This is a genomic window from Streptomyces sp. AN091965 (assembly GCF_022698285.1).
In the GTDB taxonomy this organism is placed as follows: domain Bacteria; phylum Actinomycetota; class Actinomycetes; order Streptomycetales; family Streptomycetaceae; genus Streptomyces.
In genome coordinates, this window is sequence record NZ_JALDMY010000001.1 from 7,822,776 (window position 1) to 7,840,035 (window position 17,260).

At 76.2% G+C, this 17,260-nt stretch carries 12 protein-coding genes; 5 read left to right on the forward strand and 7 right to left on the reverse strand.

Annotation, left to right across the window (positions count from 1 at the left end; translation table 11 throughout):
- Window positions 1–60: 60 nt before the first annotated feature.
- Complete coding sequence (locus MQV74_RS33205; RefSeq protein WP_242726295.1) at window positions 61–894, forward strand: isocitrate lyase/PEP mutase family protein; 834 nt, start codon at window positions 61–63, stop codon at window positions 892–894.
- A gap of 80 nt (window positions 895–974) precedes the next feature.
- On the opposite strand, the gene MQV74_RS33210 is transcribed toward MQV74_RS33205, so the two are convergent.
- Window positions 975–1,391: an SsgA family sporulation/cell division regulator gene (locus tag MQV74_RS33210; protein ID WP_242726297.1), complete on the reverse strand. Its 417-nt coding sequence runs from the start codon at window positions 1,389–1,391 to the stop codon at window positions 975–977.
- 294 nt (window positions 1,392–1,685) lie between these two features.
- Between MQV74_RS33210 and MQV74_RS33215 the strand changes: the two genes are divergently transcribed.
- Window positions 1,686–2,876 (forward strand): WD40/YVTN/BNR-like repeat-containing protein, encoded by a 1,191-nt coding sequence (locus tag MQV74_RS33215; protein WP_374120729.1) that lies wholly within the window; start codon window positions 1,686–1,688, stop codon window positions 2,874–2,876.
- Here the strand turns inward: MQV74_RS33215 and MQV74_RS33220 are convergent.
- The gene (locus MQV74_RS33220; RefSeq protein WP_242726299.1) at window positions 2,873–3,172 is read right to left on the reverse strand and encodes a YciI family protein; all 300 of its coding nucleotides are present in this window, start codon (window positions 3,170–3,172) and stop codon (window positions 2,873–2,875) included. The two genes, MQV74_RS33215 and MQV74_RS33220, sit on opposite strands and share 4 nt — an antisense overlap.
- A 339-nt stretch (window positions 3,173–3,511) precedes the next feature.
- Window positions 3,512–6,580 (reverse strand): AfsR/SARP family transcriptional regulator, encoded by a 3,069-nt coding sequence (locus MQV74_RS33225; RefSeq protein WP_242726301.1) that lies wholly within the window; start codon window positions 6,578–6,580, stop codon window positions 3,512–3,514.
- 220 nt (window positions 6,581–6,800) lie between these two features.
- On the opposite strand from MQV74_RS33225, the gene MQV74_RS33230 reads away from it, so the two are divergent.
- Window positions 6,801–9,362: an ATP-binding protein gene (locus MQV74_RS33230; RefSeq protein ID WP_242726303.1), complete on the forward strand. Its 2,562-nt coding sequence runs from the start codon at window positions 6,801–6,803 to the stop codon at window positions 9,360–9,362.
- On the opposite strand, the gene MQV74_RS33235 is transcribed toward MQV74_RS33230, so the two are convergent.
- Together MQV74_RS33235 and MQV74_RS33240 are read right to left on the reverse strand one after the other, a co-directional pair.
- A complete protein-coding gene (locus MQV74_RS33235; RefSeq protein ID WP_242726305.1) occupies window positions 9,266–9,655 on the reverse strand; it encodes a hypothetical protein in 390 nt (129 codons plus the stop codon). The two genes, MQV74_RS33230 and MQV74_RS33235, sit on opposite strands and share 97 nt — an antisense overlap.
- Window positions 9,652–10,857, reverse strand: a complete 1,206-nt coding sequence (locus MQV74_RS33240; protein ID WP_242726307.1) for a hypothetical protein — start codon at window positions 10,855–10,857, stop codon at window positions 9,652–9,654. The genes MQV74_RS33235 and MQV74_RS33240 overlap by 4 nt, the downstream gene beginning before the upstream one ends.
- Before the next feature lie 298 nt (window positions 10,858–11,155).
- Between MQV74_RS33240 and MQV74_RS33245 the strand changes: the two genes are divergently transcribed.
- Window positions 11,156–13,213, forward strand: a complete 2,058-nt coding sequence (locus MQV74_RS33245; protein ID WP_242726309.1) for a hypothetical protein — start codon at window positions 11,156–11,158, stop codon at window positions 13,211–13,213.
- Window positions 13,214–13,217: 4 nt separating this feature from the next.
- On the opposite strand, the gene MQV74_RS33250 is transcribed toward MQV74_RS33245, so the two are convergent.
- Window positions 13,218–14,918 carry a hypothetical protein gene (locus MQV74_RS33250; RefSeq protein ID WP_242726311.1) on the reverse strand — a complete coding sequence of 567 codons (1,701 nt, stop codon included), beginning with the start codon at window positions 14,916–14,918 and terminating at the stop codon, window positions 13,218–13,220.
- 281 nt (window positions 14,919–15,199) lie between these two features.
- Between MQV74_RS33250 and MQV74_RS33255 the strand changes: the two genes are divergently transcribed.
- Window positions 15,200–15,904 carry an endonuclease V gene (locus MQV74_RS33255; protein WP_242726313.1) on the forward strand — a complete coding sequence of 235 codons (705 nt, stop codon included), beginning with the start codon at window positions 15,200–15,202 and terminating at the stop codon, window positions 15,902–15,904.
- Window positions 15,905–15,925: 21 nt separating this feature from the next.
- On the opposite strand, the gene MQV74_RS33260 is transcribed toward MQV74_RS33255, so the two are convergent.
- Window positions 15,926–17,113, reverse strand: coding sequence for a saccharopine dehydrogenase family protein (locus tag MQV74_RS33260; RefSeq protein WP_242726315.1), 1,188 nt, complete (start codon window positions 17,111–17,113; stop codon window positions 15,926–15,928).
- Between the last annotated feature and the right edge of the window lie 147 nt (window positions 17,114–17,260).

Below are 17,260 nucleotides of genomic sequence, written 5' to 3' on the forward strand. Positions count from 1 at the left end.
TCGACGACCGTGTCGGATTCCTGCCGGACCGGGTGCGGCGGGGCTGGTTGAGTGCTGCGCATGACGCATGCGAACGACCTCGCCACCGCCTTCCGCGACCTGCACGTCCCCGGGTCCCCGCTGGTCCTGCCCAACGCCTGGGACGCCGCCAGCGCCCGGCTCGTGGAGGCGGCGGGAGCCGCCGCCGTCGCCACCACGAGCGCCGGGCTCGCCTGGGCCCTCGGCGCCGGTGACGGCGACCGGCTCACCCGTGACCGGGCACTCGCCGCCGTGGCCCGGATCGTGGACACGGTCTCCGTGCCCGTCAGCGCCGACGTCGAGAGCGGCTACGCCGAGGACGCCGCGGGCGTCGCCGACACCGTCCGGGCGGTCCTCGCCGCCGGCGCGGTCGGCGTGAACATCGAGGACGGCCGCCACACCGGGGGCGAGCCGCTGCGGCCGGTCGCCGAGCAGGCCGGGCGGATCGCGGCCGCGCGCGGTGCCGCCGACGCGGCGGGCGTGCCCCTGTTCGTGAACGCGCGCGTCGACACCTATCTGCGCGGCGCGGGGGAGGGGGCGGCGGAACGGTTCGCGCTGACCCTGGAGCGGGCCGCCGCGTTCCTCGACGCCGGGGCCGACGGCGTCTTCGTCCCCGGGGTGGTGGACCCGGAGACCGTCGAGGCCCTGGTCGCGAAGGTCGACGGGCCGGTCAACGTGATGGCGGGACCGGGGGCACCGCCGGTGGCGCGGCTCGCCGCCCTCGGCGTGGCGCGCGTCAGCGTCGGCTCCGGCATCGCCCAGGCGGCGCACGCGCTGGTGCGCGGGGCGGCGCGGGAACTGCTCACCGAGGGAACGTACGGATCACTGACGGGCGGGCTCGACTTCGGCGAGGTCGACGGCCTCTTCCGCCGCTGACAGCGGGGCGCGCGGCGGCCCGGTGCGGGGGCGTGGCGGCCCGGTGCGGCGGGTGCGGCGGCCCGGGGTGCGGCCGTGCCTCAGCAGGCGTCGCGCATCAGATCGGCCAGGTCCTGGTCCAGGTCCACGTGCCGGTGCTCCTGGCCCGCGGGGACGAGGACCATCGTGCGGTGCAGGAACCGGCGCAGGTCACCGGTGCGGACGTGCACGATGGCCGTGCCCTCGGGGGCGTGGAACTCCAGGACCGTGCGCTCGTAGCCGTACGGCCGCACGCGGACGTCGCCGTCGCCCACCGTGTCCTCCACGCCCTGGCTGAGCAGGTCGCGGGCGAAGGTCCAGTGCACCTCGACGCCCTCAAGGGTCGCCGGGGCCGGGAAGCTCATGCGCACCGCGAAGGGGTCGCGCTGGTCGTAGTGGAGCGTGGCGGGAATGGTCGGCATCCGGGGTGCGGCGGCGACCAGGCGGGCCTCGACGGCCTGCTCGATGACAGTGGACAAGGCCTGCTCCCTTGACTCTGGCGACTGGACGACCTGGGTGTGCACGACGGAGGTCGGGCACTTGAATAGACGTTGGAATCGGGGAATCCGTGCATGCGAGGCCCGGTCGGACCGAGTGACCTCTGTCACCGCGACACCGAGAACCGCGGCACGGTTCCGGCCGTCGGCCCCACGAGTGCCCCGGTTCGGCCATCTGGACGCCACCCGCGCCGTGGGCTAGCTTCGCCCGCCAGGAGATCCACGGGGCAGCTGAGGCATACGGACGTCAGGGGGCGTGTGGTGCGTACGGGACGGGTGACGCGACGTGGGGCGAGCGGTCTGGGAGTGGCGCTGGGCGCGGTGGCGCTCGCGGCGGCGTCCCTGGTCGCGCCGGGAGCGGCCGGGGCGGCGGACCGGGCCGCGGCGGAGGCCGGGGCTGGGGCCGGGCCCGGGGCCGGAGCGGCGGCCGGGGCCCGGGGCGGTACGGCCGCGCAGGCCGGTGGCGGCGGGGCCGCCGCGCACCGGGGCGGCTCCCCGCGCTGGGACCTCAAGCCCACCGGCACCGACGCCCGCTTCCGCGGCCTCGCCGCCGTGAGCCGGAGCACGGCCTGGGCGGCCGGTTCGAAGGGCACCGTGCTGCGCACCGCGGACGGCGGCGCGCACTGGCGGAACGTCTCGCCGCCCGGGGCGTCCGGCCTGGAGTTCCGCGACGTCGAGGCGTTCGACGGACGCCGGGCCGTGGCCCTCGCGATCGGCGAGGGCGAGGCCTCGCGGCTCTACCGCACGGCCGACGGCGGCAAGACTTGGACGGAGGCCTTCCGCAATCCGGACCCCAAGGCCTTCTACGACTGCATGACCTTCTTCGACCGCCGTCACGGGCTCGCCATGAGCGACCCGGTGGACGGCAAGTACCGCATCCTGTCCACCGCGGACGGCGGCCGCTCCTGGGAGGTCCTTCCGGCCATGGGCATGCCCGCCGCCCAGGAGGGCGAGAGCGCCTTCGCCGCGAGCGGCCAGTGCCTGGTGAGCGCGGGCCCGCGCGACGTGTGGCTGGCCACGGGGGGCGCCGCCCGCGCCCGGGTCCTGCACTCGGCCGACCGGGGCCTGACCTGGACGGCCACCGACGCGCCGATCCCGGCGGGGGACCCGGCGCGCGGGGTCTTCGGCCTCGCCTTCCGCGACCGTACGCACGGGCTCGCCGTCGGCGGCGACTACCGCGCCGGGGAGGCGTCGCCCCGGGCCGCCGCCGTGACCCGCGACGGCGGGCGCACCTGGCGGCCGGCCGCGCGCCCCGTGCCCGCCTACCGCTCGGGCGTCGCCTGGCTTCCGTACAGCCGCACCACGGCCCTCGCCGTCGGGCCCACCGGCACCGACCTCACGACGGACGCGGGGCGCTCCTGGCGCACGGTCGACGCGGGCTCGTACGACACCGTGGACTGCGCGCCGGACCTCGGCTGCTGGGCGGCGGGCGAGAAGGGCCGCGTGGCGCGCCTCGAACGGCGCTAGGCGGGCAGCTGCTGCCGGTAGTCGGCAAGGGCGGGCGCCGTCTTCGTGGCCAGGAACTCGGTGATCCGGTACGCGCACACCCCGCCGGTGACGAACGGGTCGAGCGCCGCGACCCTCTCGATCTCCTCCCGGCTGTCCCCCACGGCCAGGATCACCCCGCCGTCCCGCGGGTTCTTCCGCCCCGAGGCGAGGAACACCCCGGCGGCATACTGCGCGTCGAGCCAGGCGACGTGCTCGGCGAGCAGGGCGTCGACGCGGTCGACCGGGGCGGTGTAGGTGAGCTCCATGACGAACATGATCGTGAGGCTATCGCGGAGGCGCGGCGACGGACCGGCCCGTCGCCGCGGTGCGGGGCTCAGCGACTCAGACGCGTGGGGGGCTTCGTCGAGGTCCGTGCGTCCGACGGCATGCAGATGGCTGTGGTGCTGAGAAGGACAAACGCCATGAGAACGACGATCGAACCGCGCTTGGCGACCCGCCGCCGGGATTCAGTTGGAATTGCGGACATGTAATTCCTTGCCTTTGATGCGAGGGGGGAGGGGGGTGCGGCAGCAGTAGTATCGCGGCGCGCACGGAAGATCAACCCTTGGGCGGCACCTTTGTGATCACGGCCCTCGGCGGGAACTCTTCTGGTATTACATGGCCTGTCGGCGGGACTGTCGATTTCGCTGTTCGCGCCGCTTCGTCTCCGCGAGTAGAACGCTCAGGCTGTCGCGCGCACGCGCGGCTTCGTGCCCGTTTCCGGTGCGTTCCGCCATGGCGACCGCCTCAGTGAGGTGCCCGGCCGCCGCCTCCGGCTGGTCGAGGTGCCGCTCCGCCGTGCCCAGGCCGTGCAGTGCCTGGACCTCCTCGTGCGCGGCGCCGATGCTCCTGGCCAGATCCAGGGCGCGCCGGTGGTGGTGTGCCGCCTCGTGGAATTCATGGGCGGCTAACAGAGCCTGCCCCATTCCATGAAGGGTGATCGAGGCATTCCGCAGGTCGCCCAGGCGACGGAATGTGGTCAAGGCATCCTGGAACAGGTCCAGCATCGAGTTGAGCTCGGTCGGCGAGCTCATGGTATTGGCCAGATTTACTTGAGTGATGGCATGCGCGGACGGGCTGCTGGATTTCTCCAGGAGGCGCAGGGCTTGTTGCAGATAGTCCCTCGATGCCGCGCGGTCACCGGTGGCCGTTCTGAGGTCGGACAGGTTGTTGAGCGTGCGGGCCAGCTGGATCTCGTCGCCGGACGCGCGGAAGCCTTCGACAGCGGAACGGAAATGCTCCTCGGCATCCGCGAAATTTCCCAAGTACAGATGGGTGATGCCCAGATTGTTCTGGGAACGGGCAATCTCCCAGCCGTCTCCTGTGGGCCGGCGCAGGGCCAGGGCCTCGTTCTGGTGGGCGAGAGCCTCCGGCTGGCGGCCCAGGTGCCAGTACAGGAGGCCGAGGAGGTGCTCGGTCTCGGCTCGCGCCGCCGCGTCGCCGAGGCGGTCGGCGACCTCGCGCGCACGCCCCATCGCGGCGATCGCCTCCTCGTACCGGCCCCCGCGCGACAGGGCCGTCCCCAGGTCGAGCAGGGCGCGGACCTCCGCGTCCGGGCGGGCCGCCGTGCGCCAGTGCCGCGCGGCCGACTCGTGCATCCGCTGCGCCTCGATCGCGTACCCCTCCTCGTCCAGGAAGTTCGCCAGCGCCCCGGCGAGCAGTGCCGCGTCGCCGAAGGCGTTCTCGGCGCGGCAGTGGCGTTCCGCGGCGACGAGGCCCGCGCGTTCGGCGGTGAGCCAGCGGCGGGCCGCGTCGGGGCTCGGCCAGGCGGGCAGGGCGCGGCCGCGGGCGGGGCGGGGCAGGTCGGGGCGGGCCCGGCGGGGATAGACCAGGCGGTCCGCGGCGTCGGATGCCTGTACGTAGAAATCGATCAGCCCGCGCAGCGCCCCGTCGCGCGCCTCGGCTGGATCTTCCGACAGGGAAAGCGTACGCGCATATTCACCCAGGAGATCGTGGAAAACATAGCGCTCAGGCCGCGGCTCCTGAATGAGGTGCGCGTCCAGGAGGGACTCCAGGACGCGCTCGGCCCGGTGCGCGGGAAGCCCCGTGAGCGCGGCCGTCGTGAACGTCTCGAAATCCGGCCCGAGTTGGAGCCCGAGCTTCCGGAAAACAGCCCGCTCTTCGGCGGTCAAGGTCATGTACGAGACTTCAAACGCGCGCACCATTTCGCGGCTCCCGTCGCGGATCTCCGCGAGGCGCCCGTGCCCGTGGGTGAGCCGGTGGAGCAGGTTCGCGGTGGTCCAGGCGGGCCGCGAGGCGAGGCGTCCGGCGGCCAGTTCGATGGCGAGCGGCAGGTAGCCGGAGAGCCGGACGATGTCCGCGACCTCGTGGGCGCGGCCCGTGCGCTCCGGCCCGGCCAGGCGCCGGAAGAGCGCGACGGCGTCGTCCGGCGGCAACACGTCGAGCAGGACGGGCCGCACCCCGGGAAGCCCGGTGATCCGGCGGCGGCTCGTGATGATCACGAGCGAGGGGGAGGCGCCGGGCAGGAGCGGGCGCAGCTGCTCGGGGCCCGCCGCGTCGTCGAGGACGATGACCGCGCGCCGGGCGCTGAGCAACGTACGCCACAGGTTGACGAGTTCGTCGAGGGTGTCGGGGACGGCGCGGGCCGGTACGCCGAGGACCCGCAGGAGCGCCATCAGCGCGGCCTCGGGGGTGAGGGGCTCCTGGCCGGGGGAGTGCGCGCGCAGGTCGAGGTGGATCTGGCCGTCGGGGTAGCGGCCGCCGAGGCGCCGCGCCGCGTGCAGGGCGAGCAGGGACTTGCCGACCCCGGCCATGCCGGAGATGGCCTGGAGTGCGATGACGGCGCCGGGCTCGGCCCGCGCGGGCGCCGCGCTCAGGATGGTGTCCAACTCGTGGGTGCGGCCGACCAGTTCGGGGTGGCTCGGCAGGGTGCGGGGCGCGGCCACGGCGGGCTCGGGCGGCGGCAGGAGCTCGTGCAGGGGCGCGCCGTTCAGGACGAGCCGGTGCAGCCGGGTGAGCGCGTCGCCCGGGTCGGTGCCGAGCTGTTCGCGCAGTCTTCGGCGGACGGTGTCGTACACGCGCAGCGCGTCGGACTGCCGCCCGCAGCCGTAGGCGGCGGTCATCAGCTGGCAGGCGAGCGTCTCGTCGCTCGGGTACTGCTCCAGGAGCGCGCCCACCTCGGGCACCAGCTCGGCGAAGTGGCCCCGGCGCAGCTCGATGCCGAAGCGCGTCAGATGCGCGGCGAGGTGCTTCTCCTCCAGGCCCGCGCGCACCCGGGCGGCCCAGAGCCCCGGAAGCCCGGCCAGCGGCTCGCCGTGCCACAGCTCCTCCGCCTCGCCCAGCAGGCCGAGGGCCTCGGCGTCGCCGCCGCCGTCGGTCAGGGCCCTGGCCCGGTCGGCGAGTTCGGCGAAGCGGTGGCAGTCGACCTGGCGGGGGTGCAGGGCGAGCGTGTAGGTGTGCGCCTGCTGGAGGAGCAGCTCGCCGTCGCAGACGGCCCGGAGCCGGCGGCGGATGCGTGCCGCGTACGCGTGCACGCTGGCGCGCGGCTTGGCGGGCGGGGCGTCCTCCCACAGCCGGTGGATGAGGGTGTCCAGGGAGACCGGGCGGCCCGCGTCGAGCGCGAGGGCGGCGAGGACGAGGCGCTCCTTCGCCGACCCGAGGCGGTCGCCGTGCCCGGCGCGGCGCAGCTCGACGGGGCCGAGGACGCGAATGCCCAAGTCCACCAGTGCCTCCCGGTGCTCCGCAGGTCGGCTCGCACTCTGGTTGGGCGTTAAAGAATCGCACGCGGTCCATATCGTTCACATCGGGAGGGGATGCGACTTCTTTTATTGGCTTGATTTGCTTTGTCGTTCGGATTGCTTAGTTATTCGATCAGATGCGGGCGGGTACAACGCTGGAACGGTAACGCGCACGGCCACGGTGAAGCGGGGAAAGGGCGGCGGAATGGAGCAGGTGACGGCCGTCGCGCTGATGGCCGCGCTGCCGCGGGCCGCCGCCCTGCCGCGCCACCGCGACGCCCTGCGCGTGCTCGCCCGGACGTCCGCCGCGCCCGCCACGGCCGCCCTGGTGCGCACCTGGGCGGCCACGGAGACGGGGCACCGGGATCCGGAGGTCGTGCACGCGGTCGCCGAGGCCCTCGCGGCGGACGCGCGCGAGCGGCCACTCCTTGCGGTGGCCCTGACGGCCTGGCTCACCGAACTGACGGACGCCGAGCCGGATCTGTCCCGGCCCCAAGACCCCGGCCGCCCCGAGGAGGCGGGCCCCGCTCGGGGCGCGGACCGAAGACCGGACCCGGCCACCGCCAACACCATCGGGCCCGGCGTCCACGTCACCGGCCCCGTCGTCCAGGCCCACGGCATCCACGGCGACGTCCACATCCACCCCGCGGCCCGGCTCCCGGCGGCCCCGGCCCCGCGCCAGCTCCCGCCCGTGCCCGCCCACTTCACCAACCGCCGCACCGAACTCGCCGCCCTCGACCGGCTCGTGGCCGCCGCCCGGCACGCGTCGCGGATCGTCGTCATCAGCGGCCCCGCGGGCGTCGGCAAGACCGCCCTGGCGCGCCGGTGGCTGCTCGCCCACGCCGACGCCTTCCCCGACGGCCAGCTCTACGCCGATCTGCGCGGCCACGCCGACGAGGGCCCGGCCCGCCCCAACGAACTGCTCGGCGAGTTCCTGCGCGCCCTCGGCCACGAGCAGCCGCCCGCGGAACTGCGCGAACGCGCGGCCCTGTGGCGCACGGCCACCGCCGGAGCACGGATCGCGGTCCTGCTCGACAACGCCCTGAGCGCCGCCCAGGTCCGCCCCCTGCTGCCCGGCACCCACGGCGCGCTCACCGTCGTCACCAGCAGGGGGCGCCTGACCGGCCTCGGCATGGACGGCGCGGCCTTCCAGCCCCTCGACGTGCTCGCCGCCAAGGACGCCGTACGGCTGCTCAGCCGCCGGGTGGGCGCCGACCGCGTGCACCGCGAGCCCGAGGCGGCCCTCAAGGTCGCCACGGCCTGCGCGGGCCTGCCGCTCGCCGTGTGCGTGGCCGCCGCACGTCTCGCGGCCCGGCCCCGCCAGCCCCTCGCCGCGATGGCGGGCGCGCTCGGCCGGGGCGCCGCCCCCGCACTGGACGCGCTGCGCATCGAGGGCGAGTACGCCGTGCGCGGCGCCCTGGACGCCTCGTACCGCCAGCTGGAGCCCGAACTCGCCCGCTGCTACCGCTGTCTGGGCCTGGCCCCGGTCGCCGTGCTCACCCCGCCGGTCGCCGCGGCCGCCTGCCGGCTGGGCCCCGGCGACGCCGCCGTGGACGTCCTGGACGAGCTCGCCGAGGTCAACCTCCTGGAGGACCTCGGCCCCGACCCGCGCACCGGCCTCGGCCGATACCGGTTCCACGACCTGGTCCGGGCGCACGCGCAGCGTCTGGCCGAGGCCGAGGAGACGGCCGCGGAAGCGGCCGCCGCGGTGCGGCGCGTCGTGGACTACCACCTCGCCGCCGCGACCGCCGCCGAAGCCCTGCTGAGCCCGAGCCACCGCACGCTGCGCCGCGACTACGCCGAACCCGTCGCCCAGGAGCCGCCGTTCGCCGACGCGCCCGGCGCGCTGCGCTGGCTCGACGCCGAACGCACCCAGCTGATGACCGTGCTGCGCACCGCGGAGGCCAAGGGCATGTACGCCGGTGTGTGGCAGCTCGCCGACGCGCTGTGGCCCATGTTCCTGCGGCTGCGCCCCTACGACCTGTGGATCGAGGCACACGAGCGGGGCCTCGCCGCGGCGCGCCGGGCGGGCGACCGCGAGGGCGAGAGCCGCATGCTCACCTCCGGCGGCACCGGGCTGCGCAACGTCGGCCGTCACGACGAGGCGATCGCCTGGTTCACCCAGGCCCTGCGCGCGGCCCGCGACGAGGTCGCCCGCCTGACCGGGCACCCGGACGGCGGCGGCCCCGCCCTGACGGCCGCCCACCGCGCCGAGGCCCAGGCCCTGCACGGCATCGGCCAGTCGTGCCGGCTCGCCGGGCGGCTCGCCGAGGCCGCCGACCACTTCGAGCGGGCCCTCGCCCTGCGCGAGGCGGTCGGCCACCGGCGCGGCACCGCCCTGACACGGATCTGCCTCGGCGACGTCGCCCTGGCCGCGGGCCGCCCGGACGACGCCCTGGAGCCGCTCGCACGCGCCCGCGTCGACCTGCTCGCCGAGGACGACCCCTACGACGCGGCCCGCGCCCTGGCCTTCATCGGCCACTGCCGCACCCTGATCGGCGGCGGCGAGCGGGCCGTCGGCGAGGAGCAACTGCGCGCCGCCCTCGCCGAGTTCGAGGCGACCGGCGCGACGCACTGGCAGGGCCGGGTCCTGGAGATGCTCGGCGAGAGCGCCGAGGACCGCGGCGACCCGGAAACGGCCCTTCGCTGGTACGAAGGCTCCCTGGCCCGCTACACGTCGGCCGGGGCCCCCGACACCGACCGGCTGGCCCGCCGCATCCGGCAGCTCCCGCCGACGGACCCCGCGGCCCCGCCCGCACCCTCCTGAACCAGGTGTCCGTACGCCGCGACGGCGAAGGCCAGGAGGCCTCCGACGCCCCCGCCCCCGGCACGCCCGTGCCACGCGCCGCCACGGCCCACCGCGACGCGGCCCCCGCCCCGCACGCGCAGCGCCACCAGGGCGCACCCCGGATACCGGGCCAGCAGCCGCCCGGCCACCACCGGCACCTCGGCGGTGGCGTACGGGCGGCCGCCGTACAGCACGTCCGCGCACTCCCGCCAGGCCTCGCCCGCGCCGCCGGGGCACCCCGCGTCGAAGCACACCAGGACGGGCCCGGTCACGCGGGCACCTCGTCCCGGTGGTCGCGCGACCGGCGCCGGGGCACCGGGAGCGGCGGCAGGGCGGGCGCGTACGCGGGCTCGCCGAGGCCGAGGACGCGGTACAGCAGGCGCCGGGCGTTGCGTCCGAAGCGGCCCGGTTCGGAGGAGATGCGGCGGCCGATGCGCGCGTACCGCTCGCCCGGGTACTCGGCGCGCGCGTACGCGAGCTGTTCGGGCAGCGGGCGGGCGAACGACAGGGCCGGGGCGACCCTGGCCAGCTCGGCCCCGGGCGACGCCGGGTCGACGTCGGCCTCGGGGAAGCGCGCGAGGAGCACGGCGGCCCGGGTCAGCGTCGCGTACAGGGTCACCGAGCCGTGGTCGCCGATCACCCAGTCCGCGGCGATCAGCGGCGCCCGCCAGTCGGCCTCCGGCGGCAGGACGGCGATGCCGTGCCGCCGCGCCGCGGACAGCCAGGAGCGCACCTGCCAGTCGCCGTGCCCGGCCCACACGTTGGGGTGCACCAGGACGGCCACCTGGAACTCCTCCCGGGGCAGCTCCGTGAGCAGCCGGGGCAGAAGCGCGTCGAGGCGGCTGAAGGACGAGCCGGGCCCCCACGTCGAGCAGACCAGGAGCAGCTTGCGTCCGCCGCGCAGCCCGAGAGCCGCCCGGTAGCGGCGCCGGAGCGGCAGGCTCGCCACGATCCGGTCGTACGTCGCGTCGCCCACCACCTCGGCGACGGGCAGCGCGTCGGGGCAGCTGCGCCCCAGCGTCGTCAGGTCCTCCTCGTGCGCGAGGGCGAGCGCGGCCGGGACGACCCGCCCGTCCCGCGTCAGATACTGCGGGCCGAGCCCGCCGACCGTGCGCGGCGCCCCCGGATCCCGGTCGTCCAGGGGCCTGGACAGCTTGATGTGGCCCGCGCCGTGCGGCAGCCGCACCAGCGGGCCGCGCAGCCGGTCCACGCCCTGCGACCCGGCGGCGAGCACCAGGTCGAAGTCGCCGCGCAGCGCGGCGCGCCAGGGCAGGACGGGTGTGCCGAGCGCCCGGAGCGAGCGCAGCGCGCCCGCGTTGAAGGCGTGCGGTGCCACCGTGAAGTCGACCTGGAGCCGCAGGTCGGACTCCAGGAGCGGCAGCACGTCCCCCAGGCGCTGCCCGTACACCTCGGTGTGCACGACGACCAGGACGCGTTTGCAGCCGGGCAGCGTCAGCCACTGCGTACGTTCCACGGGATCCCCCCGGTGTGGTGTGAGACGGACTCTGCGAGGGACATGCCCGGCACCGCGGACAGAAGCCTTGCCCGTGCCTTGCCGAAACCTTGCAGAACGCCGGGACCGGCGCGGCGCGGTGGTACGCGCCGGTGCCGCACGGCATACGGTGAGCCGCACGGCACACACCGAGGTGTCGCGTCGGCAAAGAACCCTTGCGGAGGACGAGTTGGGCGACCATGAGGCACCCGGCGGGGGAAACGACCTGTCAGGGACCGTGCACGGCCACAGCGTTCAAGCCGGTCATGTCGCGGGGGACGTGACCCTCAACGTACTGCCGCCCCCGGCGCGGCAGCACGTGATCCCGTACGAAGTGCCGCCCCTCAGCGCCCGGTTCTTCAACCAGGTCGACGTCCTGGCGCGTCTGGACGCCCTCGCGGCACCGGGCCGGGACGTCCCCGTGGGCGTCGCGGTGCTCCAGGGGCTGCCCGGCGTCGGCACCACCGCGGTGATCAGGCACTGGGCGGAACGCAAGCGCGCCCTGTTCCGGGGCGGGCAGCTCTACCACGACTTCGCCGCCCTGCGGGACCGGCGGGAGGGCGCCGACGTCTCCGAGGCCGCCGGACAGTTCCTGCGGTCCCTCGGCGTCGACGAGCCCCTCATCCCCGACTCCCTCCAGGAGCGCGCCGCCCGCTTCCGCTCCCGCACGGCCGAACAGCCGCTGCTGGTCGTCCTGGAGAACGTCAGCCGTGCCGCGCAGGTGCGCGCCCTGCTGCCCCGCGGCCCCGGCAGCGTCGTCCTCGTCACCTTCGGCGGCGACAGCGGCGAGCTGGGCGAACTGTCCGTCGACGCCCAGCTGGTGTACGTCGACCCGCTGGACGCGGCCAGTGCGCTGCGGCTGCTCGCGGACCGGTGCGCGCAAGCCGTCGCCGCCGACCCGGCGGCCGCCGCCCGCGTCGTCGAGCTGTGCGGGCGCCTTCCGCTCGCCCTCGACATCGTCGCCGGGCGCCTGCGCACGGCCCGCAGCCTCACCCTGGCCCGCCTCGCCGACGAACTCGCCGACGCCACCCACCGCCTGCCGGGCCTGTCCGTGGGGAGGAGCCGTTCCATGACCGCCGCCCTCGACCTCGCCTACGGCGCGCTGCCGCCCGCGACGGCCCGGCTCTACCGGCTCATCGGCACGCTGCCCCTCACCGTCCTCGACGAGCAGGTCGTCGCGGCGGCCGCCGGTGCGGACCTCGCGCAGGCCCGCGCCCAGCTGCGCGAACTGGAGGCGCTGAGCCTCCTGGAGGCCGCCGAGGACGGCCGCCACCGCGTCCACGACCTCGTCCGGCTGCACGCCCGCGAACGCGCGGAGCAGGAGGACGCGCCCGCGAGCGGCCGCGCCGCGCTCGCCCGCGTCCTGGACCACTACCTCCGGCTCACCGCCCTCGCCGACCGCGCCGTGCGGCAGGACCGGCTGCGCGTCGCCGACCTCGCCGACGTGCTGCGCGACGCCCCCGACCCGTTCGCGGCGCCCGGCGGGGCCGCCCCGCTGGCCTGGCTCGAAGCCGCGTACCCGAACATCCTCGGCGTGCTGCGCGCCGCCGCCCGCGTGCCCGGCCTCCAGGTGCCCCTCTGGCAGACGGCGGAGGCACTCACCGTCCTGTTCCTGCACCACCGGCACCTCGGGCCCTGGCTGGAGTCGCTCGCGCTCGGCGCCGAGGCGGCCGCCGCGGCCGTCGACCCCGCGGCCGAGGCCAGGCTGCGCAGCCTGCGCTCGCGGCCCCTGCTCGACCTCGGCGCACACGACGAGGCCCGCGCCGAGCTGGCCGCGGCCGTCGCCTGTGCCGAGGTCTCGGGCCACACCGTGCTGCGCGCGTCCGTCCAGGAGTTCCTCGGCCGCTGCCTCGAACACCACGACCTGGACGCGGCCATGGCCGCCTACCGCGCCTCCCTCGCGCTCAACACGGCCGCGGGGGAGGAGCGCGGCGCCGCCCTCGCCGCGTACTTCCTCGGCCGTGCCGAGGACGCGGCCGGGCGGCCCCGCGCGGCCCTCGCCACCCTGCGCGACGCCCGCGCCCGCCTGACCGCCCGCGCCGACCACCGCATGGCCGCCCGCGCCACCCTCGCCGTCGGCCTCGCCCACGACCACCTGGGCGAGACCGACGACGCCGTACGCGCCCTGACCACGGCGGCCGAGGCCCTGCACACGACCGAGGCGTACGGCTACGAGGCCGACGCGCGGGCCGCCCTGGCCGATCTCCTCAGCCGCACGGGAAGCGGCCCGGATGCCGTACGGCCCCTGCTGACCAGGGCACTTGAGGTGTACGAGGCCTATGGCAGCCCCCGCGCGGACGCGGTGCGCGCCCGGCTCGCGGAGCTCGGCCCGGCCTGAGCCGCTAGGCGCGGCGCAGCGTCACCCGCCGCTCGGGGAGCCCGCCCACGCGCAGCGTCACCGCCGCCTCCAGCGGCAGCCCGGCCCGCAGGCACGTGTACACGACGGCCGCCGCGAGGCCGGGCGCGGTGTCCTCGCGCGTGCCCGCCACCACCGCCCGGCCGTCGCGCAGGCCCACGATGACGTCGCTGTCCTCGCCGCCGTCCGCCACGGCCGACGCGGCGAGCAGCGCACCGGGGAAGCGGTCCAGCGCGTCCTCGGCCCACCGCCGCGCCGCCGCGGCCGACGGCGCGGGCCGCGTGGCGGTCAGGACGGACGCGCTCTCGGTGAGGCGGCGGTCCCGCTCGGCCTCGTCGCAGGCGAGATGGGTGTACGTACGCGCGGTGTCACCGGCCGCGCCGGACACGGCGGCGGGCCTGCGCCCCACGTCCACGACGGGCCCGTCCGCCGACCGCGCGCCGTCCGTGAGGGACGTGGTCACCGCCCAGGACGTGACCTCCCGCGACTCGGCCCGGGGCGGCGGCAGGACCAGCGCGGACGGTGCCTCGCCCGTGGGTTCGGGCAGCCCGAGCAGCCGGTAGAGGGCGGCGCGCAGACGGGGCAGCGCGAGGCCGGGCTCGGCGAACGCCAGCCGGGCCACCTCGGCCGGGTCCGCCGCCGACGGCGCGCGCAGCGCCGCCGCGACCTGCGCGCGCACGTCGCCGTCGAGGTCGAGCCGGGGCGCGGTGCGGGCGAGGTGGGCCACGGCGGTGCCGGGCACCGCGTCGCTGCCGTACGCGCCGAGCAGCACGGGCTTGCCGAGGGCCGCGCCGTACAGGGTCACCGAGCCGTGGTCGCCGACCACCACGTCGGCGGCGACGAGCGCGGACCGCCAGGCGTGCACCGGCGGCACGAGCAGCAGCCCGGCGTCGAGCGCGGCGGCCTGCACGGTGCGGATCTGCCAGGGCCCGTGCGCGGACCACACGTTGGGGTGCAGGACGGCGGCCACCCGGTACGCGTCGCAGGGCAGCGCGGCGAGCAGCCGCGCGGGCAGCTCCGGCACGCGGCCGAGCAGGGACGTCGGGCCCCAGGTGGAGCTGACGAGGACGAGCCGCTGCCCGTCCGCCAGGCCGAGGGCGGCCTTGTAGGCGTCGGCGTGCTCCCGGCTCGCAAGGAGCTCGTCGAAGCAGGGGTCGCCGACGGGCAGGGTGCGCCCGGCGGCCTTGGGGTGGGCGGCCAGCAACTGCCGCTCCTGGTCGGGGTGCGACGTGGCGAGCCAGGCGCGGCCGGTGTCCAGGAGCGCGTCCGGCACGGCTCCGGAGAGCCGGCTGCGCGGGGTCCGCGAGTCGGGGACGAGCTTCTGGAAGCCGATGCCGTGCGGCAGCACGAGGACGGGGTAGTCCCCGTCCGGCACGTCGATGTTCTCGCTGGCGGAGAGCACGAGGTCCGGCGCGATGCCGCCGAGCCGGTCCCACGGCAGGACCCGGCAGCCCGCGTCGTGCAGCACGTCCGCGACGCCTTCGCCGAACGCCGAGGTCGGGTCGTGGGCGAAGACGACGGTCACCCGGCCGTCGCCGCGCAGCAGCGCGGGCAGGCACTCCAGGATCCGTACCGTCGAGGTGACCGTGCGCGCGGCCACGACCAGGGTCCTGCTGCCCTGGAACGTCGACCAGCGCCAGGCGTCGCCCCCGACCAGGGCCCGCAGCGGCTCCGCGCTACCGCCCACGCGGGCCTCCGACTATGCGCTCAGGCCTGCCCGGTTCGCGGTTCGCGGTTCGCGGTTCGCGGTTCGCGGTTCGCGGTTCGCGGTTCGCGGTTCGCGGTTCGCGGTTCGCGGTTCGCGGTTCGCGGTTCGCGGTTCGCGGTTCGCGGTGTGGTCGCGCTCTACCAGATGTCACGTCCTGTGCCAACCCTTCCCGGCCCCGCGCGATGCGCCCGCCCTGGACGACGGAGACCCGAGAACGGTACCGGAGCCCCCTTCCCGGGAGGCCCTAGGCTGAGATCACCATGAACACGCCCACCGTGACGATCCCGCCCCTGCCCGCCGACTGGCCCGTGGACGAGGCGGCGGCCCGTGCCGTCCAGGACGCCCTGCGCACCCGAGTGGTGCGTGACGAGCCGGGTCCGCCGCCCGGCACCGGCCACGTGACGGGCGTGGACGTGGCGTACGACGACGAGCGGGACGTGGTCGCCGCGGCGGTCGTGGTCCTGGACGCGGCGAGCCTCACCGTCGTCGAGGAGGCCACGGCGGTGGGCACCGTCGCGTTCCCGTACGTGCCGGGCCTGTTGGCCTTCCGGGAGCTGCCCGCGGTGCTTGCCGCCCTGGACGCCCTCACCGTCGACCCGGGCCTGGTCGTCTGCGACGGCTACGGCGTCGCGCACCCGCGCCGCTTCGGCCTCGCGAGCCACCTCGGCGTGGTCACCGGGCGCCCCACGATCGGCGTCGCCAAGAACCCCTTCACCTTCGCGTACGAGGACCCGGACGCCGCGCGCGGCAGCGCGGCGCCGCTCCTCGACGGCGCGGAGGAGGTCGGCGCCGCGCTGCGTACGCGCGCGGGCGTGAAGCCGGTGTTCGTGTCGGTCGGCCACCGGGTGGACCTCGCACGCGCGCGGGCCCACACCCTGCACCTCACCCCCCGCTACCGGCTGCCGGAGACCACCCGCAGGGCGGACGCCCTGTGCCGCGCGGCGCTGCGCGAGGCCACGCGCTGAACCGGCCGGTACCGCGGGACGTCAGCGCACCGCGGCCACCCGGAACCCGATGCCCGCCGCCGTGAGCCGCGCGATGAGCGGTTCGGCCATGGCGATGGCCGTCGTCACCTGGCCCGCGGTCTCGGGCAGGTCGTCGAGCGCGAGGCACAGGGCCGCCTCCGCGAGGATCTTCGCGGTCTCGCCGTACCCGGGGTCGCCGCCGCTCACCTCGGTGAACACCCGCTGCCCGCCGCCCTCGCCGACGTACCTCAGGGAGAACCAGCTCGCGGCCCGGCGCGCGGCGTCCGGCCCCTCGCCCGGCTTGACCAGACCGGAGAGCCAGCGCCGCGCCGGGGGCACCTGCGCGGCGGCGAGCACCGTGCCCACCGCCGCGACGCCGCCCACGGCCACCGGGAGCGAGCGCACGGCGGCGTAGTGCCGGTAGCGGAAGTCGGGGCCGTAGCGCGGCAGCGCCCGCGCGGAGTGCTGCACGACCTGCGGGTCGATCGTCGGCAGCGGCAGCGCCCAGGCGCCGACCTCCGCGGCGTAGCGGGGCGGGCCCGGCGGCGCGTACGCGGTGCGGCCCGCCAGGCGCGGCTCGTGCCGCCGCCGCTCGCGGGCGGCGGCCACCAGCTGGCGCCCGCGAGCGAACTGCTGGAGGGCGGAGGCGAACGTGCCGCCGGAGAAGCGCGCGTGGGTGCGCACGAACCCGTCGACGCGCAGCGGCACGTCCTCGGGCAGCTGCTGCACCGTGTAGTACACACCGAGGTCGTGCGGGACCGAGTCGAAGCCACAGGCGTGCAGCAGGCGTGCGCCGGTCTCCCGCGCGCGGGCGTCGTGGCGTACGTACATCCGGTCCACGAACTCGGGCTCGCCGGACAGGTCCAGATAGTCCGTGCCCGCGTCGGCGCAGGCGGCCACCAGGTCCTGGCCGTACGTGAGGTACGGGCCGACGGTGGTGGCCACCACGCGCGCGTGGGCGGCCAGTTCGCGCAGCGAGGCGGGGTCGCCCGCGTCCGCCCGGAGCAGGGGCAGCTCCGCGCACGCGGGGTGGTCCTCGGCGAGGCGCTCCCGCAGCCGCTCCAGCTTCGCGGTGTCGCGCCCGGCGATCGCCCAGCGCAGCCCGGCTGGGGCGTGTGCGGCGAGGTACTCCGCGGTGAGCGCGCCCACGAAACTGGTCGCTCCGAAGAGCGCGATGTCGTACGGACGGTCCTTGTCGTGACTGGTCATGGCACCTCTCTGCCGTGTCCCGCGCCGTTGTCGGGGGCTGAGGCTAGCGTGCCCGGACACCCCGCTGCGGGCCGCCGCGGGCCGCCCGGGCGCCGCCACCCGGCTAAGCGCTTGCTCGTTCGGGGTCGTCAAGGGCTTGTGCCCAGT

What these genes read in the sequence shown, in the direction of transcription:
- MQV74_RS33205 (WP_242726295.1), top strand. Translation starts at nt 61, where the DNA reads ATGACGCATGCGAACGACCTCGCCACCGCCTTCCGCGACCTGCACGTC.
- MQV74_RS33220 (WP_242726299.1), bottom strand. Translation starts at nt 3,172, where the DNA reads ATGTTCGTCATGGAGCTCACCTACACCGCCCCGGTCGACCGCGTCGAC.
- MQV74_RS33230 (WP_242726303.1), top strand. Translation starts at nt 6,801, where the DNA reads ATGGAGCAGGTGACGGCCGTCGCGCTGATGGCCGCGCTGCCGCGGGCC.
- MQV74_RS33255 (WP_242726313.1), top strand. Translation starts at nt 15,200, where the DNA reads ATGAACACGCCCACCGTGACGATCCCGCCCCTGCCCGCCGACTGGCCC.
- MQV74_RS33260 (WP_242726315.1), bottom strand. Translation starts at nt 17,113, where the DNA reads ATGACCAGTCACGACAAGGACCGTCCGTACGACATCGCGCTCTTCGGA.